Source organism: Streptomyces sp. R-07 (genome assembly GCF_049913175.1).
In the GTDB taxonomy this organism is placed as follows: Bacteria; Actinomycetota; Actinomycetes; order Streptomycetales; family Streptomycetaceae; genus Streptomyces.
The window spans coordinates 7,909,262-7,934,021 of the sequence record NZ_CP183978.1 but is presented as its reverse complement, the minus strand read 5'-3'; the positions used below and the strand labels follow the sequence as shown (position 1 = coordinate 7,934,021).

The following is a 24,760-nucleotide window of genomic DNA, read 5'->3' as shown; positions in this document are numbered from 1 at the left end:
TGGTGCCTTTCAGGCGTGTGCGAAGGTCTGGCGCTGGGTGCCGAGGCCGTCGATGGACAGCTCGACCACATCGCCCGCGCGCAGGTACGGGGTGCCGGGCAGACCGAGGGCCACGCCCGCCGGGGTGCCGGTGTTGATGATGTCGCCGGGGTTGAGCACCATGTACTGGCTCAGGTACCAGACGACGTGGGCGACGCCGAAGATCATGTTCTTGGTGTGGCCGTTCTGGCGCGTGTCGCCGTTGACGGCGAGGCGGAGGCCCAGCGCCTGCGGGTCGCCGGCCTCGTCGGGGGTGACCAGCCACGGCCCCAGCGGGTTGAACGTCTCGCAGGACTTGCCGAGGTCCCACTGCCCCGAGTACTCCAGCTGGTACTCCCGCTCTGAGACGTCGTTGCTGATCGCGTACCCCGCGACATGGCCGAGGGCCTGCTCGGGCGAGTCGAGGTACCGGGCACGACGGCCGATCACGACGGCGAGCTCCACCTCCCAGTCGGTCTTCACCGAACCGCGCGGGATCAGCACTTCGTCGTACGGCCCCACGACGGTGGCCGGATCCTTCATGAACACCACCGGCCGCTCCGGCACGGGGGCGCCGGTCTCCGCCGCGTGGTCGCGGTAGTTGAGGCCGATGCAGACGATCTTGCCGGGGCGGGCGACGGGGGCGGCGATCCGCCGTCCCTCCGTGTCGAGGGGCGGCAGAGTGCCTTCGGCGAGCGCCTGCCGGACGCGCTCGACGCCGTCGGAGGCGAGGAACGCCCCGTCGATGTCGGCGGTGAGTCCGGTGAGCGCGTGGGCGTCGCCGTCGTCGCCGAGGACCGCCGGGATCTCTGTCCCCGGGGCGCCGACGCGCAATAGCCTCATGATCCGTCTCCTGTCCTCGTGCCGGGAGGGCGAGCTGTCGCCTCGCCAACACATCGGATGAATCTGCTGCCCAGGACCATACGAGCCAGAGCCGCGCGACCGCAAGAAGACATCCGATGTCTGCAGATCGAATCCGCCCAACGCCTCCTAACGGTGCGACTCACCAGCAGACGACCGGGGCTTCAACACCCCGGCCGGGCCAGCGAGGAAGTGGTCGCGAGAGATCCGCTCCCACCTCTTGTCAGCCGGGTTTCCGACTCGTATGGTCCTCGTTACCCGGAAGTCATCGGATGACTTCAGAGGCGCGATCCACGTCGTCAGCCCCCAGAACCACCAGGTCACCCGCCTCTCTCGCGGGTCCTCCCCGTCGGGCCGGACACCCCGGCTCACGCCTGCCCCGCACGGGCACGCCGGCATCCCAGCCAAGGAGATCCCCAGCATGAAGCCCCGCTCCGCCAGAATCGCGGCCATGGCCGCCACAGTGGTCGCCGTGGCCGGCCTCGGCACCGCCTGCAACCGGGAGGGCGCCGACTCCGGCTCCGCCGGCAAGGCCGCCATCGGCATCGATCTCCCGCGGGCGGACTCCGACTTCTGGAACTCCTACGCCCAGTACATCGACAGCGAGACCAAGACCCTCGGCCTCGACGCGCTGCCGGTGAGCAACTCCCAGAACGACGTGACCAAGCTGGTCGCCAATGTCCAGGTCCTCCAGAACACCGGTGCCAAGGCCGTCGTCATGGCCCCGCAGGACACCGGCGCGATCGCCTCCACTCTCGACCGGCTCGAAGCCGCGAAGATACCGGTGGTCAGCGTCGACACCCGCCCCGACAAGGGGAACGTCTACATGGTGGTGCGGGCCGACAACAAGGCGTACGGCACCAAGGCCTGCGAGTTCCTCGGCAAGCAGCTCGGCGGCAAGGGCAAGGTCGCCGAGCTCCAGGGGGCTCTCGACTCCGTCAACGGCCGCGACCGTTCCGAGGCCTTCGCCGCCTGCATGAAGGAGAAGTTCCCCGACATCCAGGTCATCGAGCTGGCCACCGACTGGAAGGGCGACGTCGCCTCGGCGAAACTCCAGTCGACCCTCACCGCGCACCCGGACCTCAAGGGCATCTACATGCAGGCCGGCGGCGTCTTCCTGCAGCCGACCCTCACCCTGCTCCAGCAGAAGGGCCTGCTCCAGCCGACCGGAAAGCCCGGGCACATCGCCATCGTCTCCAACGACGGCATCCCGGCCGAGTTCGACGCGATCCGCAAGGGCCAGATCGACGCGACCGTCTCCCAGCCCGCCGACCTGTACGCCAAGTACGCCCTGTATTACGCCAAGGCGGCCACCGAAGGAAGGACCTTCAAGCCGGGCCCCACCGACCACGACTCCACCATCGTCGAGCTGCCCAACGGTCTGGAGGACCAGCTCCCCGCCCCCCTCGTCACCAAGGACAACGTGGACGACAAGGCGCTCTGGGGCAACACCATCGGCTAGGCCCCCTCTCTCGGAGCTTGCCGGTCAAGCCCCGCCCACAGGCCCCGTGAGCGGCGGGCTATCACTCGACGCCCCGCCCGCGCGCCCGCCGCTCACGGTCACCGCGGAAAGGAAACCCCCGCCATGGCGGACTCCAGCCCCGTCCTGGGCCCCGTCGTCGAAGCCGACGGCATCGGCAAGCGCTTCGGCGCCACGGTCGCGCTCAAGGACGCCCGCATCACCGTCGCACCCGGCGAGTCGCACGCCCTGGTCGGCCGCAACGGCGCAGGAAAGTCCACGCTCGTCTCCATCCTCACCGGCCTGCAGAGTCCGGACACCGGCACCCTGCGGTTCGGCGGGGAGCCCGCCCCGGCCCTCGGCGACACCCGTGCCTGGCGCTCCCGGGTCGCCTGCGTCTACCAACGCTCCACGATCATCCCCGCCCTCACCGTCGCCGAGAACCTCTTCCTGGACCGGCAGAGCGGCGGGGCGCTCAGCCCCATCAGCTGGAAACGGCTGCGGCACCGTGCCACGGACCTGCTCGCCGAGTACGGAGTGGACGTCGACCCCGGCGCGCGCGCCGAGGACCTGACGGTGGAGCAGCGCCAGTTCGTCGAGATCGCCCGGGCACTGTCCTTCGGCGCGCGGTTCATCATCCTCGACGAGCCCACCGCGAAGCTCGACGCGCGTGGGATCGACCGGCTGTTCGGCAAGCTGCGCGCGCTCCAGGAGCAGGGTGTCGCCTTCCTGTTCATCTCGCACCACCTCCAGGAGGTGTACGAGCTGTGCGGCACGGTGACCGTCTACCGGGACGCCCGCCACATCGTCACCGCGCCCGTCGCGGACCTGGACCAGCGGGCCCTGGTGGAGGCGATGACCGGTGAGAGTTCCAGGAGGGCGGAGCCCGGCCGGCCGGTGAGCGGCATCAGTCGGCCGGACGGGCCCGCGCTGCTCGACGTGGCAGGCCTCGGCCTGTCCGGCAGCTACCAGGACGTCTCCCTCACCGCGCACGCGGGTGAGGTGGTGGGGCTGGCCGGGGCCGCCGCCAGCGGCAACGTTCGGCTCGGCGAGACCCTCGCCGGTCTGCGCCGGCCCGACAGCGGCACGATCAGCGTGGCGGGCCGTGCGGTCCGCACCGGGCAGGTCCCCGCGGCGCTGGCGGCCGGCATCGGCTTCGTACCGGAGGACCGGCACATCCAGGGCCTCGTCCCGCAGCGGAGCGTCGCCGAGAACGCCACCCTGACCGTGACCGGCCAGCTGGGTCCGTACGGGCTGGTGCTGCCGTCGAGGACACGGGCCTTCGCCGAGCGCATGATCAACGACCTCGACATCAAGACTCCTGGCCCCGCCGCGCCCGTCACCGACCTGTCCGGCGGCAATCAGCAGAAGGTCGTCATCGCCCGCGCGCTGGCCACCGCCCCGCACGTCCTGGTTGCGATCCGCCCGACCAACGGCGTGGACGTCAAGTCCAAGGAGTCCCTGCTCGGCACCGTCCGCCGGGTCGCCGACGAAGGCCGGACCGCCGTGATCGTCTCCGACGAACTCGACGACCTGCGCGTCTGCGACCGGGTCGTGGCCATGTTCCACGGCCGGGTGGTCGCGGAGTTCGCGCACGGATGGAGCGACGAAGACCTGGTCGCGGCCATGGAAGGCATGGCCGTCCCGACCGAGAAGCCGACCGAGAAGGAACAGCATGTCCCCCACCCTTGAGCTGCGCGAGCCGCCGACCGCCACCGTCCCCGGGCCCGCCGGCCGACGCTTCGCGCCGGCACGGTTCCGCGATCTCTCGCTGGTTCCCGTCCTCCTCGTCCTGGGCGTCATCGGTTTCATCGTCTCGCCCGCCTTCCTCACGTCGGACAACCTGCTCGGCGTGGGCCAGCAGGCCACCGAGCTGAGCCTGCTGGTCCTGGCTCAGGCGTTGATCCTGATCATCGGCCGGATGGACCTCTCCCTCGAGTCCACCATCGGCCTCGCGCCGGTCGTCGCCGTGTGGCTGGTGCTGCCCGACCACGGGGCAAGGTTCACCGGCCTCGGGCTGTTCCCGGAGTGGATGTCCGTCCCCCTCTGTCTGCTGGTGGGCGCGATCATCGGGGCGATCAACGGGTTCCTCATCCTCAAGCTGCGGCTCAACGGCTTCATCGTCACGCTGGGCGGGCTCACCCTGCTCCGGGGCCTGCAGATCGCCATCTCCGAGGGTCAGTCGATCGTCAACGTGCCCGCCTCCTTCAGCTACCTCGGGCGCGCGAGCTGGTTCGGCGTCCCCGCGGCGGTGTGGATCTGCGCGGTGCTGTTCCTGCTCGGCGGCTCGGCTCTCGCCTGGCTGCGGCACGGGCGGGCGCTCTACGCGATCGGCGGCAACGCGGAGGCGGCCCGCGCCGCGGGCATCCGCGTGGACCGGATCGTCTGGACGGTGCTCGTCCTGGGCAGTCTGCTCGCCGCCTTCGCCGGCATCCTCTACACGGGGCACTACGGGTCCATCTCCGCCGACCAGGGCAGCGGCTGGATCTTCCAGGTCTTCGCGGCCACCGTCATCGGCGGTGTCAGCCTGAACGGCGGCCGTGGCACGCTCTTCGGCGCCCTCACCGGTGTGCTGACGCTCCAGCTCGTGGTCAACGTCATGACGCTGGCCGGCGTACCACCGCTGTGGAACCAGTTCCTCAACGGCGCGATCATCATCGTCGCGCTGATCATCTCCCGCTTCGCCTCCGGCGAGAAGCAGGAGTGACATCACGCCCCCCGGGGCGGTCGGCGAGCCGTCGGAGCGGCGTGTCCCCTCAGGGGCGCGCCGCTCCGCCGTCACTCCCTGCCGTCCCCCTCACCCCACCCACGAGGGAGTCCCCACGATGGCCGTGACCGACCAGGCGATCGAGAAGATCAAGGAGATGATCGTCCGCGGTGCTCTCCGGCCCGGTGCCAGGCTGCCGAACGAAGCCGATCTCGCCGACCAGCTCGGACTGTCCCGCAGCTCGCTGCGCGAGGCCGTCCGGGCGCTCACCGCGATGCGCATCCTGGTCCCCCGGCAGGGCGACGGGACGTACGTCTCCGGGCTCGAACCGCACATTCTCCTCGAATCGCTGTCCTTCGCCGCCGACGTCTCCGAGGGCCACACGGCCCGTCAGCTCCTGGAGGTGCGGCGTCTGCTGGAACCCCAGGTGACCGCGCTGGCGGCCGGCCGGCTCTCCGCGGAACAGCTGGGGACGCTGCGTACCGTCCTCGACCAGTGCGCCGCGGACATCGGCATCGAGGAGTTCGTCGAGCTGGACATGGAGTTCCACCGGATCATCGCCGACGCGGTCGGGAACCCGGTCCTCTCCACCCTGCTCGGCATCCTCTCCACCCACACCCAGCGGCTGCGCATCGTCCGGGGGACGCGCTACGCGCCCGCCCGGCAGCAGGCCCACCGCGAGCACGAGGCCATCTGGCGCGCGCTCGCCGCGGGTGACGCAGCACTCGCCGCGAGCGCCAGCGCCGTGCATGTCGCCGCCGTCGAGCACTGGCTGGCGGACGGCACGGCCGTCGGCTCCCCCGGCCTCGCCGTGCTCACCCCCTGACACGGAGACGGCGCTCCGACACACAGGAACGGCGCCCGCCGGAAGGCGGGCGCCGTTCGCCATGGGTGGCTCACTCGGCCAGGGCGAGTCTCCACTTCTGGTTGGCGGCCGTGGTGCTGCACGTCCACTGGATCAGCTGGACGCCGTCGGCGGTCGAGGCCCCCGGCACGTCCAGGCATTTGCCGCCGGCGGACACCAGCCGGTAGACATCGGGCCCGACGGACTCGAAGCGCCATTGCTGGTTGGTGCCGGTCGAGCAGCCCCACTGCCGGATGCCGGCGCCGTCGGCACCGGTCGATCCGGCCGGCACCTCCAGGCACTTGCCGCTGTGTGCGGCGGCCAGGGTGAGGGTCCCGCTCCCGGTGTCGGTGAGCCGCCACTTCTGGTTGGCGGCGTCAGCCGGCGTGTACTGGATGACCGCGGCGCCGTCGGCGGTGGAGGCGTCCCGGACGTCCGCCGCCTTGCCGCTGGACATGCTGGTCAGGGTGTACGTGCGGCCGTTCTCCGGCCTCACCGCGCGTGTCCCGGTGACGCGGTACGTGTGGCCCGCGACCGCGGCGAAGGCGATCCGGTCGCCGGAGGCGGAGACCGTCTGCGTCTGACCGGTCGTGGTGTCCACCAAGCTGTACGCGTGGGTGAACAGTGCGCTGCGGACGGCGAGTTGCCCGCTGTCGTGCGGCGTCAGGGTGAACTCCGTGCTTCCGTCGGCCTGCCAGGTGGCACCGACCGTCACGTCACCCCGCGCCTTGAGGCCGCTGACCGAGCCCGCCGGCCAGGCGGTGGGCAGGGCCGGCAGCATCCGGATCTCGCCGTTCTGGCTCTGCACCAGCATCTCCGTCATGCCGGCGGTGGCGCCGAAGTTGCCGTCGATCTGGAACGGCGGGTGGGTGTCGAACAGGTTGGTCAGGGTACTGCCCCGCAGCTGCTCGACGAGCAGCTTGTGCGCGTGGTCGCCGTCGAGGAGCCGCGCCCAGAAGTTGATCTTCCAGGCCTTGGACCAGCCGGTGCCGCCGTCGCCCCGGGCGTTCAGGGAGACCCTGGCGGCCGCCGCGGACCGGGGGTCGGTGTCGGGCGAGATCTGGTGGCCCGGGTGGAGCGCGTAGAGGTGGGAGACGTGCCGGTGGGTGTCGCCCGGATCGTCCAGGTCGGCCTTCCACTCCTGGAGCTGCCCCCAGGAGCCGACCCGCAGGCCCGGGTCGAGCTTTCCGAGCGCGGTGGTGAGCCGGCCCTGCAGCTCCGTGTCGGTGTTCAGCTGCTTCGCGGCGGCGAGGGTGTCGGTGAACAGGCCGTGGACGATCTGCTGTGCCATGGCGGCACCGGCCGTGAAGTCGCCGTGCTCGGGCGAGTAGCTGGGGGTCACGACGAGCTTGCCGTCGCGGGGGTCGGTGCGCAGGTTCGCCAGCCAGAACTCGGCCGCGCCCTTGAGCAGCGGGTAGGCCCGGTCGCGCAGGTACGCCTGGTCCTTGTCGAACTGGTACAAGTCGTAGACCTGGGAGGCGAGCCAGCCGTTGGCCTCGGGGAACCAGAAGGCGGTGGACCAGTCGTGCACGCCGGTGAACCCGAAGGGGTTGGTCTCGTTCTGCACGACCCAGCCGGGAGAGCCGAACATCTCCGTGGCGCTGACCGTGCCCGCCTGCCTCAGGTTCTCGACGAACGCGGTGAACGGCTCGGCGGTCTCGGCGAGATTGGCCTGGGCGGCCTGCCAGTAGTTCATCTGGACGTTGATGTTGGTGTGGTAATCGGCGCTCCACGGCGGTGAGGTGGAGTTGTTCCACACGCCCTGCAGGTTCGCCGGCAGCGACCCGGGCCGCGACGAGGCGATGAGCAGGTACCGGCCGTACTGGTAGAACAGCGATTCCAGCGCGCGGTCGTCGGAGGAACCGCCACCCGTGTAGGCGGCCAGGAGCTGGTTGGTGGGCTTGTCGGGCATGACCCCGCCGACATCGAGCCGTACCCGGTCGAACAGCGCCCGGTGGTCCGCGATGTGAGTGCCCCTCAGACTGTCGTACGAGCGAGCCGCGGCCGCGTCGACCGCGGCGGTCACCTTCGCGTGCGGGTCCGCCCCGCGGTAGGTCGGGTAGGACTGGGCGTAGTCGGTGGCGGCGCTCATCACGAAGGTGGCGCTGTTCGCACCGGTCACCTTGACCTGCCCGTTGCCGCCGGTGACCGTCCCACCGTCGGTCATGACGCGGACCTGGGACTCGAACGTCATGCCGTTGTCGGCGAGCCTGCCCCGGATGGTCAGCCGCCCGCCGTCCGCCGTGGCGGCGAAGTCGCTGCGGGGCGAGGTGTAGCGCAGGGTGAAGGACATCTTCCCGGGCCGGCTCGCGCTCAGCCGTCCGGCGATCACGTTGTCGGGGTGACTGGCGAAGTACTCACGGGTGTAGGCCACACCCGAGCTGGTGTAAGTGACCTGGGCGAGGGCGTCGGCGATGTCGAGCGACCGTCGGTACCCGGTGCCGGACGCGCCGCCGCCCGCCATGTCCAGGCGCAGGTCGCCGAAGGTCTGGTGCGCGCCGAAACCGGTCTTGGGCTGCCCGAGCTTGCCCGCCACCCAGCCCGGGTCCGCCTTGCCCTTGGCATCGATCTCGTCGACGACCTCCTGAAGCGCGGTCGGTCTGGGCGAGGTCCAGTTGCCGAAGTCGTAGCCGGGGGAGCCGGGGCCGCCGGTCCACAGGGTCTTCTCGTTGAACTGCAGCTGCTCCGAACTCACGCCCCCGAACACCATGGCACCCATGGCCCCGTTGCCGATGGGCAGCGCCTCCTTCTCCCAGTCCACCGCCGGCTGCGCGTACCAGAGGGTGTACGGGTCGGGTGCGGCGGCAGCCGACAGGGCGGGCGTCTCACCGGTGGCGAGGACCGCCGCCACCAGTGCCGTCGTCAGAACACCGGCCCAGGCCGGCCTCCACCATCGTCGTCTCATCTCTCAGGCCTCCTGTAGCGAACCGAGCGCGGCCGTCCGAAGGGCTCGGTTGCAGCACCGGAGTCTCCAATACATCCGATCTATAGGGCAATACCTATGTAGCGGCATTCACAAGACACCGCCCTTATGCCACTCGCGTTTCCGGCATCAAAAGAATCATCGGATCTCTTTTAGTCACGCGGCAGGCAGAACCGATGCCGCCGGAGAGGCGGCCCACCTCGGACCCGACCCGCCCCGACGGTCAAAAGCCGGGGCCGGCCGGCGTCGCGGGGTGTGCCTCTGCGAGCTGCCCTGCGAGCGGCAAGGAAGAACAGGACCAGCGCCGCACCCGCGTTCGTCGAGGTCACGGCTCGCTCGCGCATGCGCTGTGCAGTCGGTCAACCACGCCGAGGTGGCGGCGGGCAAGCGGTCAGCGTGCCACCCGGGCGAGCGCGGCGAGCACCGGCGCGACGCCGTCCTCCACGGCCAGGCGGTCGGCCAGCACGCGGGCCCGCTCCTGGTGGGAGCCGTCCTCCGTCGCCCGGCGCAGGGCCCCGGCCAGGGTTTCGGAGGTGAGCCGGCGCAGCGGCACGACCCCGGGGGCGGTGCCCAGCGCGGTCAGCCGGGACGCCCAGAACGCCGCGTCGAACTGGACCGGCACCGGCACGCTGGGCACCCCGGCCCGCAGGACGGCGCCGGTCGTGCCCGCGCCCGCGTGGTGGACGACGGCGGCCGTCCGGGGGAACAGCAGGGAATGCGGCACCTCGTCGACTGTCAGGATGTCGTCGCCCCGGGCATCCAGCCCCGCCCAGCCCCGCTGGACGATCCCGCGCACTTTCGCCGCGCGCAACGCGGTGACGATCTCGCGGCTCACCCGTTCGGGATCGGGAACGGTGGCGCTGCCCAGGCCGACGAAGACCGGTGGAGGTCCGACGGCGAGGAAGTCCTCCAGTTCCCGGGACAACTGCCCGGTCTCGTGCGGCCACCAGTACCCGGACACTTCCAGCCCGGCGGGCCAGTCCCGGGGCCTGGGGACGACGAGCTCGCTGTAGCCGTGCAGCAACGGCCGCGCCCGCCGCCCCCGGGACCGGTCCGTCGTCACGATCCCGTGCCGAGGCAGGGACCGTACGGCGTCGGAGAACAGCAGCTCCACCGTCGTCATGACGACCCGTCCGCTCAACCGGTTCCCCATCGTGCCCAGGGAGCGCGTCCCCAGGACGGGGGCGGGAAACTCCCCGGTCGGATGCAGCGGCTGGAGGTGCAGCCCCAGGGCGGGCACCGACAGGCCGTCGGCGATGGCGTGTCCGAGCGGCCCCAGCGCCCCGCCGACCAGCAGGACCTCGCCCTCCCGCGCCACCTCCACCAGGGCCGCCGTCATCTCGTCGACCGCGCCCCGGGCCATGGACGCCAGCCGTACGAGCTTCCCCGCACCGGTCCTCGCGTCGTGCAGCCGCCGGCCCCGCGCGGAGTGCAGCTCGGCACGGGGGTCCACCGGCAGTGGACGGAAGCGCACCCCGGACCCCGCCACCAGCGGCTCGAACACCCCGTGCGCGGCCAGGGTCACGTCATGCCCGGCCCGTACGAGACCGGCACCCAGACCCGTGTACGGCGCGACGTCACCCCGTGATCCCGCCGTCATCATCACGATGCGCACGCCGCCAGTGTGCCCCACCCGGACCCGTCACCACAGAAGACCTGCCCCCACCGCACGCGGTTGCCCTCCAGCAAAGCCGGCACGGCCGTACGCAGTCCTCCGGGTGCCCCGACGAGACCAGGCGTGGAGCGGGGCGGAGTCGATGGAGGCCTGACAGCACGCGGTCGCCATCGAAGGCCGGGTGATCGCAGCAAGGTGCGCCGTCGGCGGGCGCTGAGCCACGTGGAGTGCCGCGCGCAAGCCCGTGAACGCCTCCTCTTCCTCTCCTCCCTCGAAGCGGTGAGGCCTGTAGGTGCCGGAGCCGCGGCGTTCACGGTCGGGGTGGGACGCCGAATCGATTGAAGGAGACCGAAGGCACGTGATCGGCAGGCCGCGGCGCTTCGCTACCTGCCGCTGGGCGACAGGACTCCCGAAGCGGCCGGTATCACATCGGCTGCAACGCTGCCGGCAGACCGTTCAACCGCAGTCGGGTGGCGCCGCGCAGGTGGGGGAGGTCGTGCTCCGGCCGTGCGGACGGGGTCAGAAAGGCCGCTTGCTCGGTCCAACGCAGGTGGGTGCCGCCGTCCACCCGTTGCAGTTCGACAGTCACCAGCGAGGCCCACCGCGCGACGTCGTCCACGCGGGACGTGTACGTGTAGACGATTCTCGAGGCCGGCACGATGTCGAGGTACCGGGAAGCGTATGCGAGTCGTTCCGGCTCAGAGCCCGCGATCGTGAAGACACTCGATGCGGTCTCACCGCCGTTCACTGTGAAGTCGTGGTCGTAGGAAACCTGACGGCCTGGCAACGCGAACCATCGGTGCCGCGCCGGAGTGTCGGCGAAGGCCCCGAAAACCGTACCGGGGGCTGCGGCCAGGTGCCGCTCCACGGTGAAGGTGTCGTGCCGTACCTTCGGGATCGCGCCATCGACGGTCCCGTCAATGGTCGAAGCCGGTGCAACGGGTTCCAGAGGCATGCTTCCCTCACAGACATGGAGGCGGGACAGGGGAATGTCCTTGGTTACTATCCGTATGTAACGGGGGCGCGGACACTGCGATCAAGACCTCGCCCTCACGCACTTCGAAGTCAGCTACGCACTCGAAGGGAACAGACCCATGGGATCCACGCCAGGTGCGCAAGCGGAGGCCGCGGGTCTGAGCCCCGAGTGCGTGTCGACCATCGAGCTCGTACGTGATGTGCTTGCCCGTGTCGGGGACAAGTGGACCGTCCTGGTCATCACCAACCTCGCCGACGGGCCGCTGCGCTTCACGACGCTCCACGGTCGGATCGCCGGGGTGTCCCAGCGCATGCTGAGCCAGACGCTGCGACTGCTGACCCGTGACGGCCTGGTGCTGCGGACGGCCTACGCCGAAGTACCGCCTCGGGTCGAGTACGAGCTCACGCCCTTGGGCCGGTCACTGAGCGACGCCATCACACACGTCGTGCACTGGGTGCAGGACCACCAGGCCGAGATCGTCCGTAACCGCGACGAGTTCGACCTGGGCGATTCCGCGGCACGGTGAAGCGGCGGGCCGGAGGGCGCCCCGTTGCTCAGCCACCCCACCGAGGAGGCGGCAAGCGTTCTCCACCTGCTCCGCCGTCTACTGCAATCTCAAGAAGCCAGGGATGAACCGACTGCCGGCCTCCCAGCGCTACAAGCGGCACGACAAGCGCTGCACCCGCTACGAGAAGCAGCAGCCCGGCAACCGCGTCCAGATCGAAGCGAAGTTCATCGAACCGATCGGCCTTCCGGAGCAGCCCCCGCCGCAGCTCCGGTGACCGGGACCCTTTCGAAACGAAGGAAGCGGGCGAAGTTCTCCCAGTTCACCGCTATCGACGGCTGCACCCGGCTGCGATTGCTGCGGAAATATCCGAGGTGCGACCAGAAGACCGCCGTCCACTTCCTCGACTACGTGCGCGAGCGCCTGCCGTTCCGCGTCGAGGTGATCCAGACCGACAACGGCGCCGAGTTGCAGTCCGCATTCCACTGCAACGTCCTCGACAAGGCATCGCCCACACCTACATCAAGCCCGCATCACCGCACCTCAACGGCAAGGTCGAGCGCTCTCACCGCATCGACGCCGAGGAGTTCTACCGCATGCTCGCCGGCGTCGTCGTCGACGACACCGGCGTCTTCAACGACAAGCCGCGAGAGTGGGAGGACTACTACAACTACCACCGTCCCCACGGCGCCCTCGGCGGGCAGACGCCCTACGAACGCCTCAAGCAGAAGACCCAGACGCCGGTGTGATCAAGCTCCGGCAGATGCACATGCGTGGAGTTCTGTCTGGTTCCTGCCATGCCGGATTCAGGCAGCATCGGCATCTTGCTCCGGAAGGTGATCCCCCGAAGACACTGGCCCGGCACAGCCGACCGCCACTCCCGCCCCCACAGGACAACAAATGCGTTGCCTCGAGGGCGCAAAAAGGAGCTAAAGGGGATCACGTGAACAACCCAAGAGGAACTATATACAGACGACTTGCGGCGACGGGGGTGGCGCTGACCGCTGTCGCCGCGCTGCCGGGTCTGACAGCTTCCGCCGGGGCTTCGGAACAGTACACAGGACTGGTGTCGCCCGCAGCATCGGCCGACCGGGCCACCACGACCCGGATCACCCTGGTCACCGGCGACACCATCGATGTCGTCAAGGACTCAGGGGGCAGGCAGTCGGTGCACTTTGCCGACACCGAAGGCCCGAGCAAGGGCTTCAAAACGATGTCCGGCCCTGACGGGGCCATGTATGTGATCCCCGAGGACGCGATGGACGCCATCGCCTCCGACGCCGTCGACCGCGAGCTGTTCAATGTCACCCGGCTCATCAAGGACGGCTACGCCGACTCCCGCACGGACAGCCTGCCGGTGATCGTCGGCTACGCGGACAAGCCGTCGGACGCCACCCTCAAGGCCCGCGCCGAAAGACTACCCGCGGCCGGCCGCGGTGCGCTGCTGGAATCCATCGACATGGCGGCCGAGAAGGTCGACAAGAAGGACGCCGAACAGTTCTGGCAGGCCGTCAAACCGGTTTCCGAGCCGACCCGGCACGGCAGGACAGCCGTCGCCCCGAGCGCATCGAGGGTCTCCCGCCTCTGGTACGACGGGAAGGTCAAGGCATCCCTCGACAAGAGCGTGGCGCAGATCGGCGCTCCCGAGGCCTGGGCGAAGGGCGTGGACGGAAAGGGCGTGAAGGTCGCCGTCCTCGACACCGGCGTGGACCTGGGCAACGCCGACATCAAGGACAGAGTGACAGCCACCGCCAGCTTTGTGCCGGGTGTCGCCACGGTCCGGGACGGACACGGCCACGGCACCCATGTCGCCTCCACCATCGTGGGCAGCGGCGCCAACTCGGGCGGCAAGTACAAGGGCGTGGCCCCCGGAGCCGACCTCCTGGTCGGTAAGGTGCTCGCCGACCAGAACGGCGGTCAGTTCTCGTGGATCATCAACGGCATGGAGTGGGCCGCGGCCCAGGGCGCCGATGTGGTGAGCATGAGCCTCGGCGGCCTCGCCGACTCTCCCCGTGATCCGATGACTCAAGCATTGGACCGGCTGTCGGCAACCACCGGCACTCTGTTCGTCGTCGCCGCCGGCAACTCCGGTCCCGGCGCGAGCACCCTCAGCAGCCCCGGCACGGCCGACTCCGCGCTTACTGTGGGCGCGGTCGACAGCTCCGATGACCTCGCCGGGTTCTCCAGCCGCGGCCCGCGCGTGGTCGACAGCGCGATCAAGCCCGAGATCACCGCGCCCGGCGTCGGTATCGTCGCGGCTCGCGCTGCCGGCACGGCCATGGGCAGGCCCCTCGACGCGAACTACACCGCCGCCAACGGCACGTCGATGGCGACCCCCCATGTCGCGGGCGCCGCCGCTCTGCTGGCCCAGCGCCACCCGGACTGGACCGGTCAGCGCATCAAGGCGGCACTCACCGCGCACGCCAAGCCCAGCAGTGCCTACTCCGTCTACCAGCAGGGCAACGGCCGGGTGGACGTCCCCGCCGCGCTCGACCCGGCGCTGGAGCTGTCCGGTACGGCCGACTTCGGGCTGGTCGAGTGGCAGAAGGGGACGTTCGACAAGGAGACCCGTACCGTCACCGTCACCAACACCACCGACAGCGCCACCACCGTGACCCCCGCGATCGGCGGGAACATCCCGCAGGGCGCGGTCACCGTCCCGGGACCGGTCGAGGTGGCGGCGGGCGCCAGCGCCGAGATCACCGTCACCCTCGACCCGAACCTCGTCGCGACCGGCCAGACCAGCGGCACCCTCACCCTGACCAGCTCGTCGGGCGCCACCGCGCACACCGCCGTCGGCCTGGACAAGGAGATCGAAAAGTACAATCTCACCGTCCACTTCAAGGACCGCAGGGGCCAGCAGCCGAGCCTGTTCAGCTACCTCCTCAACGGGATGAGCGCCGGCAGGACCAAGTCCGGGGTCGGCAACACGGACAAGCTCGAACTGCGCCTGCCCGCACAGCGCTACAGCATGATGGGCGAGGTGGCCACCCAGAGAAGCGGGCGGGACGACATCACGTACTACGCCACCGATCTCTACGCCCTTCCGGCGATCGACCTCACCTCCCATGACGTCGAGGTGACCGTCGACGGCACCAAAGCCACCGACTTCAAGCTGGACGTGCGCGACGAAGAGCGGCCCCTGGAGACCTCGGACTACTCACACACGCTCTACCGCGCGAGGGAGGACAAGAGCCTCCTGCAGGGCTATACCGCGACGAGATTGACCATGAGCGAGCAGCACGCGGGCGCCATCCCGGTCGAGGCACCGGAGAAGGGTGACGGCGAGCTGTGGGCCTCGTTCTACGAGACCCGCCGCGAGCCGCTGATCCGGGCATCGGTGACCCGGCCGGACTCCTATGCACTGACGGCCATGACCTCCATCTATCTCAGCCGGTTCGACGGCCACAGCAGCTATGACCTGATGGACGTCGGCGCCGGAACCGAGGAGGACCTGGCGGGACTCGACCTCAAGGGCAAAGCGGCCCTTCTGCACCTGGACAACTTCCTCCGCAACGGCCCTGTGATCAAGCGCGTGGAGGCGGCCGGCGCCGCCGCGATCGTCCTCGCCCCCACCGACGACGAGTTCCTCAGCCTGTGGCTCGACGGAGTGAACGTGCCCTACTTCGCCGTCCCCTACGACGAAGGCCGCAGGCTCACCTCCGATGTCGCGGCCGGCCGGACCACGATCGCCGTCCGGGGCGTCAAGGAGTCGCGCTACCAGTACGCGGGCGAGTACGACTGGAACACCGGTATCCCGGCGAACCTGTCCATCCCGAGCACGAAGGACGACTACGCCAAGGTCCGCAACTCGTTCCACAGCAACGGCGCCAAAAAGACCACCCATTACGTCACGGACTCCTGGGGGCCGGCCCCCTGGACCCCCGCCCGGTGGTGGCGCACCATCCAGCTGGGCACCGAACGCGACGACTACAGGCTGGCCCGTCCGGACCTCACCTACCGAGCCAGTGTCTCCTCCTCCCGCCTCAGCCCCTCGGCAATGCGCATGAGAGAGACGGCGCGCAGCTACCAGCCCGGGACCTCGGTCGCCGCGCACTGGTGGGCACCCGTGCAGCATCCGTCCGTCGCGCCCAGCTCCGCCTGCTCGTTCTGCCGTTCCGACGTGGGCTCCAACTTCGATCCGGGTCTCGGCGGCGACAGCGACCCGACACACTCGACGGAATTCGGCCTGCGCCGGGCCTGGACGTATTACCGCAACGGTGAGCAGATCACCGACACCTCCAGGATTCTCGTGCCGGAGAAGGCCGACTACGCCTTCGTCTCCACCGACACCCATACCGACAGCGAAGTGAGACTCGGCGGCAGGGTCGTCACCGAGTACCGCTTCACCTCCGCGGCACCGACGTCGATGGAGGCGCCCGACTGCACGTCGGTCATCCCCCAGGCGACCGTCTGCGAGGCGCTGCCCGTCATCCAGCTCGACTACCGGATGAACGCCTCCCTGTTCAACGAGGTGGCCGCGGGCACCCACTCCACGATCACCGTGGACGCCTCCCGCGCCATGGGCTTCACCGGCGACAGCCGGATGGCCGGGGCGAAGTTCTCCGTGAGCTACGACGACGGCGCCACCTGGAAGGGTGTCGATGTCGACCGGGCCGACGAGAACTCCTTCAGGGCACGGTTCACCAACGCGGAACTGTCCGGCTCGAACGGTTACGTCAGCATCAAGGCCGAGGTCTGGGACGAGGCGGGCAACCTCACGGTCCAGACCGTCACCCGGGCGTATGCACTGAAGTAACGCGACCCGCCAGCAGTTGGGGCGCCGCACGGGACTCCCGTGCGGCGCCTTTCGCGGCACTGGGACCTCACCAATTCACCAGCCCCGAGGACATGCAATGGAACACGGAGGTTGGAAGAAGGACCCGCGGCCGACTCTGATTTATCACGTTGCGTAGTCGACTCGGCCGCCCGGCGCACACCTGCGGACCAGTCACGGACCAGATTTCCGTCCGGTGAGCCAGGCGGCAACCCTCTGACAGGCGTGGTAGCACGACGTAGCGGGACGGTGCAGGTTCCACAGCACGGTGCCGCGGAAGTAGGTAAGCGCTTCACGTATCGCCGCTTCTGTCGCATGGCCCTCCACTGGTCCCAAGACCATCGCGCTGGCAGCGGTCAGCTGCCGTCCTGCGTCCACTCGCTGCGGGGAGAGGAGACCGCTTACCCGGCGGACTGTCAGTGCCCGTAGAAGACAACTCTTGAGGAGGTTCACAAACCAGGTCTCGCTGCTCGCGCCGAAGCGCGAGAATCGTCGCATGGCTCGCTCGTCCTTCCGCAGTTCTGTCTCCGACCACAGGGATGCAGTGCGCCTGCGCAGTCAAGCGGCCGAAGCCAAGCACACCGCCGCGATGCAGGCGGCCGGATACGAGCCGCTGGAGCCGTACCCCGGGAGCGGGAAGCCGTGGCGGTCCCGGCACCTGACGTGCGGAAGCATCGTCTTCCCGCGACCGGCGTACCTCAGCGCCGGCCGGGTCGGGTGCACGGAGTGCGCGAAGGAGAGCCGCCGGGCGATCTTCCAGGAGCGCGCCGGTGGGGCCGAGCGAGCCGAGGCAGACCTGCGGTCCGTCGGTCTGGAGCCGCTGGACCCCTACCCCGGTAGCGGTAAGCCGTGGCGCTGCTGCTGCACCGCGTGCGGGACCGTAGGCACACCACGGCTGTCCGCGGTCCGGAACCTGATCAAGGCGGGGGTCACGTCGGGCTGCGCCACGTGCAACCGCAGGGCCCGCGGTCGGCGGCAGCGCGAGGCCAACGCCGAAAAGGCGGAGGCCACGATGCGCGGGGCGGGGTACGAGCCGCTGGAACCGTATCTGTCTGCCGCGACGCCGTGGAGCTGCCGTCACGCGGCGTGCGGCGAGGTGGTGCGGGTGAAGGCGTCGAGCATCCGCAGCGGTTACGACCCGTGTCCGATCTGCCGGGCGGAGGGGTGCAAGCAGCGGGCTGCCGCCCGCCGTACCGATGCGGCCGAGGCCACCGCTCTGATGCGGGCGCACGGCTTCGAGCCGCTAGAGCCGTATCCCGGCTCTTCGGTGGGCTGGCACTGCCGCTGCACCACGTGCGGGAAGGAGTCGAAGCCCCTGTACTCCGGCGTCAAGGGCCGCGGACACCGTTGCGGCCACTGCGCGGGAAGCGCGCCGCTCGACCCTTCCGCGTGCGCGGCCGAGATGCGGGCGGCCGGATTCGAGCCGCTGGAGCCTTACCCCGGCAGTGACAAGCGGTGGCTGTGCCGCTGCCCGATTGGGCACGACGTACATCTTCGGCTGACCGGAGTCCGTACCGGCAAGGGTTGCCGGATGTGCGCCACCCACGGCATCGACCTGGCCGGGCCGGCGAAGCTCTACGTGATCACCCACCGGGAGTGGAACGCGGTCAAGGTCGGCATCGGCGCATGCACCGGCTACAACTCCCGCCTCCTGCAGCACGAGCGCCAGGGATGGGATCTGTACCGGGCCCGCGACTACACGACCGGCGCCGCCGCCTACGACGTCGAACAGGCCGTCCTGGACCGCCTGCGCGGTGCCAAGCTGTGTCCGTTCCTCACCAAGGACGTCATGCCGAACGGATGGAGCGAGACCTGCTCCACCGACCGCGTCACCGCTGGCGAGGTGTGGACCATGGTCGAGGAGGAGACCCGCCGCTCACCCGGCGCCTACGCTCCGAGGGCGGGTACCCGGGCCCGGGCCGCCTTCATGTTCGACGCGGAGGCTGCCGCCGAGGAGATGCGCGCCCGCGGATACGAGCCGCTCGTGCCCTACCCGGGACGTACGAACGCGACCTGGCCCTCCCGGTGCACCACGTGCGGGCACGTAGGCCGACCCACCTTCAACGCCGTACGCAACGGGGGCCAGGGCTGCCGCATCTGCCGCACCAGAGCGGCCCAGGCCAAACGTGCCGCCGCGACCGCCCCCAAGGCGGTTGAAGTGATGCGCGCGGCCGGGTTCGAACCACTGGAGCCCTACCGCACCAGTCAGACCCCCTGGCACTGCCGCTGCACCACATGCGGCCGCGAGAGCACCCCCACCTACTCCAACGTCAACAACGGAGGGAGCCGCTGCCGCTTCTGCTCCTCCAAGTCATCGAACCCCGAGCAAGCCGAGACCGAGATGCTCGCGGCCGGGTTCCAACCGCTGGAGCCCTACCCCGGCCGGGCCACGGACCCATGGCCCTGCCGCTGCACCTGCGGGAACGACGTCCTGACGCGTCTGTCCTTCGTCCGGTCAGGAACGACGGGGTGCAAGAAGTGCCCCCGGGCCGGCGGCCGAACTGATCCGGCGAAGGCCGCTGCCGAGGTCCGCCAGGCCGGGTTCGAGCCCCTGGAGACCTACCCCGGCAAAACCACCGATCGGTGGCGCTGCCGCTGTGCGTGCGGGACCAAAGCCACGGTGACCTTGGCCAACCTCCGACGAGGCCGAACCAGGTGCGGGACCTGCTCCAGGGACGACACCCCACCTGCGACCGGCGCACCGCCTGGATCGGAAGCCTCCACACAGACACCGACGGCAATCTGTGGGACGCCGCGCCAGGCCAGCTGACTCTCCCCAACAGCAGGGAGGCACCGTTCATGGCAACGCGCGGGTCACCCGGCCTTGTCGGCATCTCCGGCCTGGGCCCGGCACCATTCGGTCCGGTTCACGACATCGAGACAGACTCGGAACCCCCGAACTCGCCTTCGATGACGCGCCGCCCCCCGATGGGCTCGGGCCGGATGCCGAGCAGCAGGAACGCGCGCAGCGGCGGGGCATGCCCGCCGACGATCTCCAGGCGCGCTACCGCATGCGATAGATCCCGGACCGGCCTATGCCTACCCTCGCCCCGCCCGCCGATGCGCTCCGGCAGTTCGGGCGGATGGCTATGTCGATGATTGCGGGAGGCGTTTGTTGGCGGTTGCGGGAGGCGATCCTGACCGACCCTGGTGATGTTGCTTTGTTTTGACGGCAGTTGAAGTCTTGTGGTGGGACGCTGGGTGTGCTTCTCCCACTGGGGGCTCCCATGCCCATGCCGAAGTCGAAGGTCGAGCTGTACGCGGCGATCCGTCGTGACCACCGTCTGGGCGGCATTTCGATGCGTGCGCTGGAGCACAAGTACGGCGTGACCTGGCGGACGGTTCGTAGGGCTCTGGACGCGCAGTGGCCGGAGCCACGCAAGAAACACCGCCCCCGGACGACCCGGCTGGACCCCTACAAACGGATCATCGACGGCTTCCTGCAGGCGGATCTGGACGCGCCGCCGAAGCAGAAACACACCGCGAAACGGATCTTCGACCGGCTGGTCGACGAGCACGGGGCTTACGAGATCTCGTACCAGATGGTCCGTTCCTACGCCGCCGGCCGCCGCAAGCAGATCCAGCTGCTGGCCGGCCGGGGCCCGGAGGTGGCGTTCATCCCGCAGTCCCACATCCCCGGCGCGGAAGCGGAGGTCGACTTCGGGGACGTGCACATCATGCTGGCCGGGGTCCCCACCCGCTGCTACCTGTTCTCCTTCCGCCTGTCGTACTCGGGCAAGGCGGTCCATCGACCCGTTGACCGCACTATCGGCGTGTCCTACGTGTCGGCTTGGTGAGGGCGAGGAGTCTCCGTTCGGGAAGTTCCCGATGAACGGAGACGCAATGGATCACCGTGTGGTGTTACCCGAACGCGAGGTGTCCGGCCTGGTGGTGCCCCGGGTCGGCAGGGTGGAGTCGACCACTGCCGCCACCCTGCCCTGGGCGGTGCTCGACGGCGCGGGGCGGCCGATCGCACCGGCAAGCGAGTTCCTGCGGGAGCTGCTGGCCTGCGGCAACACTCCGGCCTCCTGCCGTTCCTACGCCTTTGACCTGCTGCGCTGGTTCCGATTCCTCGCCGCAGTGGACGTCGAATGGAATCGTGCGAAGCGTGCGGACGTCCGCGACTTCGTCCTATGGCTGCGGACGGGCCACAACCCGGCGCGGGACCGGCGCCGGCCGGACGCGCCCGCTCCGGGGTCGCTGAACGCGCGCACCGGCAAGCCGTACCTGAGGTCGGGCTATGCCTCGGCGACCATCAACCACGCGGTGTCGGTGCTGACGGTGTTCTACGACCACCATCTGCAGACTGGGCAAGGTCCGCTGGTCTCCCCGGTGCCACCGCAGTCCCGTGACGGGCGCCGGCTGGAGGCACATCACAACCCGTTGGAGCCGTTCCGGCTGCACCGTCGCGGCGCTTACCGGCAGAAGCAGGTCGACCGCGAGCCCCGTGCGGTCCCCGGCGATGTCGTCGAGGACCTGTTCACCTCGCTGGGCTGCCACCGCGACCGGGCGCTGTTCTCCATGTTCTTGTCCAGCGGCGCACGCGCCGCCGAGATGTTGGGTACGACGATCGGCGACGTCCACCCGGGCGAGGGCCGGATCTATGTGCAGACCAAGGGCCTGGGCGGGGCAAAGGAAGCCTGCCCGGCCTCCCCGGAGGCCTTCTCCTGGCTGGCGCTCTACCTCGGCGAGCTGGCTCAGGACGGCCACCGGCCCGCCCCGGAGGAGCCGGTGTGGTGGACCCTGCGCGGACCGACGCGCCCGCTGACCTACACCGCCCTGCGGGCGGTGCTGAACCGGATCAACGCCCGGATCGGGGCGAACATCACGCTGCACGACCTGCGGCACACCCTGTGTCTGCGCCTGATCGAGGACCCGGCCATCACCCTGGTCGACGCCCAGCAGGTGATGCGCCACCGGCGCATCACCACGACCAGCACCCACCTGCGGCCCAGGATCGACGAGGTCATCGCCAAGGTCCACGAGCACTACACGCGCCCCAAGCCGCCAGCGCGGCCGCTGACCGGCTGGACGTATGACCCGGACGACCTTGCCGACGTTTTCGGGAACCGCTGATGACCCGGCACGGACGCGTGGCCCGCACCCCGGTCAGTCCACGCGACCCCGCCCTCCTCACCGCCGCGTTGCCGGAACCGCGGAGTACAACCGGCAGCATCGAGCAGTCGCCCGCGCATCGTGACGAACTTGCCTGCCTGGCCGAGAACTTGCTGAGCGAGCCCACTGTCCGCAACCTGTGGCGCCAGCAGCTCTCGCTGACGCGTATCTTCGACTGGCTGGAGGGGTTCCCCGCCGACACCTGGCAGGACCGCTGGCTGCTGAGCGGTTCCGATGACCTGGGTTCTGGCTGGGGACCGCAGGGGCTCAGCGCGGGCACCCGATCGCGCTTCCCCGCCGGTCTCGGCACCCTGATCGTCCTCCAGGTGATTCGGCCCTCCTACGGCTGGCTCTTCGGCAGCCGCCTTCTGGGCGTCTACGACGCCTACCGTCGCCACAACCAGCCGACGCTGTTCGCGGCACTGGGGCAGCTCGTCGGCGAACAGCGCTGCGACGAGCACGCGACCGAGGCCCTGAACGTGCTCACCCGCATGAGCATCGTCACCGGCAAGGACCTGCTTACCTTCGACCTGGAGGACTTCGCCGACTACGCCCAGGCCCGTCGGGACAACGGCCGCACGGTGATGGCGCTGCCCCTCGCCTACGACATCCTCCACACGGTCGGCGGTCTCAAGGACTCGCCACCGACCCTGCGCGAGGCCCGGGCCCGCGGCCAGCTCACCCCCGCCGAGCTGATCGACCGCCACCCGATCGCCAACCGCGCGGTCCGCGACGTGCTCGTCCACTACATCGCCGAGCGATCCTCCGTCCTGGACTACGGCTCCCTGGTCAACCACGCCCAGACGCTGGCCGACCTCTTCTGGGGCGACCTGCAACGCCACCACCCGGCGATCTCCTCGCTCGATCTGCCCGACGAGGTGGCCCAGGCATGGGAGCAGCGCGTCCGGGTCCTGCCCGACGGGCGACCGCGCCGCACCGCCCACGCCGTGTTCCTGGCCGTCCGCTCGTTCTACCTGGACCTCTCGCAGTGGTCGATGGAGGACCCGGCGCGCTGGGCGGCCTGGGCCGCCCCCTGCCCGATCAGTGAGGCCGACATCCGCGGCTACATCAAGGAGACCCGGCACCGGCAGGGGCGGATGCAGCAGCGCACCCGCACCCTGGTCCCCGTCCTGCCGCGGCTGGTCCGCGCTGCCGAGGCCCGGCTGCAGCGCGCGACGCTCCTGCTGCAGGCGGCCCGCTCCGCGACACCGGGAGACGAGTTCACCGTCGAAGGGACGCGCTATCGACGCACCGGCCGCAACGGCAGCAACTGGCGCCCCACCGCGCTGTTCCTCGCCCCCGTCGACGAGCCAGGTCCCCGGTTCGATGCCGAATGCGAGGAGAACAATGCGTTCTGGACCTGGGCGAGCATCGAGGTCCTGCGACGCACCGGAGCCAGGATCGAGGAACTGCTGGAGCTCACCCACCTGAGCTTGCGTCAGTACCAGGCACCGACCGGCGAGACAGTCCCGCTGCTGCAGATCAGCCCGTCCAAGACCGACCGCGAGCGCGTCATCCCCGCCGACCCGGACCTGGTCGCGGTCCTCGCCCGGATCATTCGCCGCGTCAAGGGCACCGGCGACCGGGTGCCGCTGCTGACCCGGTACGACGGCTACGAGCGGGTCTTCGGCCCACCGATGCCCCACCTGTTCCAGTGCCCCTCCCAACACCGACTGCAGGTCATCTCCCCCAACCGGATCCGCGAGCTCCTCACCGACCATGCACTACGAGCTGGCACCGTCGACGTCGACGGGACACCGCTGACGTTCACGCCGCACGACTTCCGCAGAATCTTCTCGACCGAGACGGTCAACGGCGGCCTGCCCATCCACATCGCTGCGAAGCTCCTCGGACATCTGGAACTCAACACCACTCAGGCTTACGTCGCCGTCTATCCCGAGGAGGTCATCCGCCACTACCGGCAGTTCGTCGACCAAGCCGGACCCACCGCCCCAGCGAGGAGTACCGCGAGCCCAGCGACACCGAGTGGCAGGACTTCCGCGACCACTTCAGCCTCCGCAAGGTCGCCCTCGGCACCTGCGACCGGCCTTATGGGACCCCTTGCCAGCATGAAAACGCCTGTGTCAGGTGCCCCATGCTCCGCCTCGACCTGGCCCAGGAACCCCGATTGTTGGAGATCGAGACCAACACCCGCCAGCGCCTCGGGGAGGCCCAGCGGATGCAGTGGCTCGGCGAAGTCGCCGGCCTGCAGGAGAGCCTGCGACACATCGCCGACAAGAAACGGCAGGCCGAACGCATGCGAGCCCAAGCCGGTCACGGGGAAGCCGGCGTTGGAGCACTCAGTTGAAGTCCCCGCCCAACGACATCACGCCAACTGCGGCCACGTGAGACCGATGCCCCGGGCGTGGGATCTGATCGCGGGCATAGGCGAGAGGCCGCTGACAGGGACCTCCACCCTTCTGATGAGAACGCGATGGGTAACCTGCCGGGATGGGAAAGACTGTTACCTACCTGGAAATGAACCACCGCAGCGACTTGCGACGCGGCGAGGTAGTGCCGGCCCTCCAACTTCAGCGCGTCGAGGGGACCCTGCCGCTGATGCACTCTGCCCATGCCCTGGTCGGAGGGTCCTACGGGTGGGGAAGCGCGTCCCGCTCCGAGAAAGGGTGGAGGGAGCTAATGCTGGCGCGTCCGCTGCGTCAGTTCTGGCTCATCACTCTTGAGAACGAGACCGCCGGGGTCGCCTCGATAGAGCCCCAGCCTGGTGGGGACGTGGAGATCACCACCTTTGGGCTGTTGCCGGAGTACATCGGCAAAGGGCTCGGTGGTCCTGCACTGACCCTGACCATCCAACAGGCATGGGCGAGCGAGGCAGTGGAGGCTGAAGCAGTACGCCGGGTCTGGCTGCACACGTGCTCGCATGACCATCCGAATGCACTGCGCAACTATCAGCGCCGGGGCCTGAAGGTCTATCGCACCGAAGATCAGCAGTAGCCGCT

Annotated in this window: 14 protein-coding genes and 2 pseudogenes; 12 read left to right on the top strand and 4 right to left on the bottom strand. The window is 69.6% G+C overall.

The genetic code is table 11. From position 1 onward, the window contains the following. Window positions 1-9 precede the first annotated feature (9 nt). A complete protein-coding gene (locus tag ACN9M0_RS36200) occupies window positions 10-861 on the bottom strand; it encodes a fumarylacetoacetate hydrolase family protein (RefSeq protein ID WP_426404989.1) in 852 nt (283 codons plus the stop codon). A 439-nt stretch (window positions 862-1,300) separates the two neighbouring features. Between ACN9M0_RS36200 and ACN9M0_RS36195 the strand changes: the two genes are divergently transcribed. From ACN9M0_RS36195 to ACN9M0_RS36180, 4 genes are all read left to right on the top strand, one after another. Next, window positions 1,301-2,341 (top strand): sugar ABC transporter substrate-binding protein, encoded by a 1,041-nt coding sequence (locus ACN9M0_RS36195; protein ID WP_366040917.1) that lies wholly within the window; start codon window positions 1,301-1,303, stop codon window positions 2,339-2,341. A 123-nt stretch (window positions 2,342-2,464) separates the two neighbouring features. After that, on the top strand, window positions 2,465-4,030 hold the full coding sequence (locus ACN9M0_RS36190) for a sugar ABC transporter ATP-binding protein (protein ID WP_426404988.1): 1,566 nt from the start codon (window positions 2,465-2,467) through the stop codon (window positions 4,028-4,030). Next, complete coding sequence (locus ACN9M0_RS36185) at window positions 4,014-5,045, top strand: ABC transporter permease (RefSeq protein ID WP_366040919.1); 1,032 nt, start codon at window positions 4,014-4,016, stop codon at window positions 5,043-5,045. Before ACN9M0_RS36190 ends, ACN9M0_RS36185 begins: the two co-directional genes overlap by 17 nt. Window positions 5,046-5,163: 118 nt before the next feature. Continuing rightward, window positions 5,164-5,871: a FadR/GntR family transcriptional regulator gene (locus ACN9M0_RS36180; protein WP_426404987.1), complete on the top strand. Its 708-nt coding sequence runs from the start codon at window positions 5,164-5,166 to the stop codon at window positions 5,869-5,871. A gap of 70 nt (window positions 5,872-5,941) precedes the next feature. On the opposite strand, the gene ACN9M0_RS36175 is transcribed toward ACN9M0_RS36180, so the two are convergent. The 3 genes from ACN9M0_RS36175 to ACN9M0_RS36165 form a co-directional block, all read right to left on the bottom strand. Further along, window positions 5,942-8,794 carry a glycosyl hydrolase family 95 catalytic domain-containing protein gene (locus ACN9M0_RS36175; protein WP_426404986.1) on the bottom strand — a complete coding sequence of 951 codons (2,853 nt, stop codon included), beginning with the start codon at window positions 8,792-8,794 and terminating at the stop codon, window positions 5,942-5,944. A 409-nt stretch (window positions 8,795-9,203) separates the two neighbouring features. Continuing rightward, window positions 9,204-10,412 carry a glycosyltransferase gene (locus ACN9M0_RS36170; RefSeq protein ID WP_426405380.1) on the bottom strand — a complete coding sequence of 403 codons (1,209 nt, stop codon included), beginning with the start codon at window positions 10,410-10,412 and terminating at the stop codon, window positions 9,204-9,206. A 439-nt stretch (window positions 10,413-10,851) separates the two neighbouring features. Then, complete coding sequence (locus tag ACN9M0_RS36165; protein ID WP_426404985.1) at window positions 10,852-11,382, bottom strand: SRPBCC domain-containing protein; 531 nt, start codon at window positions 11,380-11,382, stop codon at window positions 10,852-10,854. A 139-nt stretch (window positions 11,383-11,521) separates the two neighbouring features. Between ACN9M0_RS36165 and ACN9M0_RS36160 the strand changes: the two genes are divergently transcribed. From ACN9M0_RS36160 to ACN9M0_RS36125, 8 genes and pseudogenes are all read left to right on the top strand, one after another. Then, complete coding sequence (locus tag ACN9M0_RS36160; protein WP_366040922.1) at window positions 11,522-11,929, top strand: winged helix-turn-helix transcriptional regulator; 408 nt, start codon at window positions 11,522-11,524, stop codon at window positions 11,927-11,929. Between the two features lie 103 nt (window positions 11,930-12,032). Further along, window positions 12,033-12,657: pseudogene (locus ACN9M0_RS36155) on the top strand (integrase core domain-containing protein); the annotation flags it as partial. A 317-nt stretch (window positions 12,658-12,974) separates the two neighbouring features. Further along, window positions 12,975-16,667 (top strand): S8 family serine peptidase, encoded by a 3,693-nt coding sequence (locus ACN9M0_RS36150; RefSeq protein WP_426404984.1) that lies wholly within the window; start codon window positions 12,975-12,977, stop codon window positions 16,665-16,667. Window positions 16,668-17,181: 514 nt separating this feature from the next. Then, on the top strand, window positions 17,182-19,455 hold the full coding sequence (locus tag ACN9M0_RS36145) for a hypothetical protein (protein WP_426404983.1): 2,274 nt from the start codon (window positions 17,182-17,184) through the stop codon (window positions 19,453-19,455). Window positions 19,456-19,918: 463 nt separating this feature from the next. After that, window positions 19,919-20,216 (top strand): annotated as a pseudogene (locus ACN9M0_RS36140) (IS21 family transposase); the annotation flags it as partial. Window positions 20,217-20,528: 312 nt separating this feature from the next. Further along, window positions 20,529-21,761 carry a tyrosine-type recombinase/integrase gene (locus ACN9M0_RS36135; protein ID WP_426404982.1) on the top strand — a complete coding sequence of 411 codons (1,233 nt, stop codon included), beginning with the start codon at window positions 20,529-20,531 and terminating at the stop codon, window positions 21,759-21,761. Then, complete coding sequence (locus tag ACN9M0_RS36130) at window positions 21,761-24,484, top strand: tyrosine-type recombinase/integrase (RefSeq protein WP_426404981.1); 2,724 nt, start codon at window positions 21,761-21,763, stop codon at window positions 24,482-24,484. The genes ACN9M0_RS36135 and ACN9M0_RS36130 overlap by 1 nt, the downstream gene beginning before the upstream one ends. After that, complete coding sequence (locus ACN9M0_RS36125) at window positions 24,441-24,755, top strand: GNAT family N-acetyltransferase (protein ID WP_366040930.1); 315 nt, start codon at window positions 24,441-24,443, stop codon at window positions 24,753-24,755. Before ACN9M0_RS36130 ends, ACN9M0_RS36125 begins: the two co-directional genes overlap by 44 nt. The last annotated feature ends 5 nt before the right edge of the window (window positions 24,756-24,760 follow it).

Coding starts and splice junctions, on each gene's coding strand:
- ACN9M0_RS36200 (WP_426404989.1), bottom strand. CDS start 861: ATGAGGCTATTGCGCGTCGGCGCCCCGGGGACAGAGATCCCGGCGGTC.
- ACN9M0_RS36195 (WP_366040917.1), top strand. CDS start 1,301: ATGAAGCCCCGCTCCGCCAGAATCGCGGCCATGGCCGCCACAGTGGTC.
- ACN9M0_RS36190 (WP_426404988.1), top strand. CDS start 2,465: ATGGCGGACTCCAGCCCCGTCCTGGGCCCCGTCGTCGAAGCCGACGGC.
- ACN9M0_RS36185 (WP_366040919.1), top strand. CDS start 4,014: ATGTCCCCCACCCTTGAGCTGCGCGAGCCGCCGACCGCCACCGTCCCC.
- ACN9M0_RS36180 (WP_426404987.1), top strand. CDS start 5,164: ATGGCCGTGACCGACCAGGCGATCGAGAAGATCAAGGAGATGATCGTC.
- ACN9M0_RS36175 (WP_426404986.1), bottom strand. CDS start 8,794: ATGAGACGACGATGGTGGAGGCCGGCCTGGGCCGGTGTTCTGACGACG.
- ACN9M0_RS36170 (WP_426405380.1), bottom strand. CDS start 10,412: ATGACGGCGGGATCACGGGGTGACGTCGCGCCGTACACGGGTCTGGGT.
- ACN9M0_RS36165 (WP_426404985.1), bottom strand. CDS start 11,382: ATGCCTCTGGAACCCGTTGCACCGGCTTCGACCATTGACGGGACCGTC.
- ACN9M0_RS36160 (WP_366040922.1), top strand. CDS start 11,522: ATGGGATCCACGCCAGGTGCGCAAGCGGAGGCCGCGGGTCTGAGCCCC.
- ACN9M0_RS36145 (WP_426404983.1), top strand. CDS start 17,182: ATGGCTCGCTCGTCCTTCCGCAGTTCTGTCTCCGACCACAGGGATGCA.
- ACN9M0_RS36135 (WP_426404982.1), top strand. CDS start 20,529: ATGGATCACCGTGTGGTGTTACCCGAACGCGAGGTGTCCGGCCTGGTG.
- ACN9M0_RS36130 (WP_426404981.1), top strand. CDS start 21,761: ATGACCCGGCACGGACGCGTGGCCCGCACCCCGGTCAGTCCACGCGAC.
- ACN9M0_RS36125 (WP_366040930.1), top strand. CDS start 24,441: ATGCTGGCGCGTCCGCTGCGTCAGTTCTGGCTCATCACTCTTGAGAAC.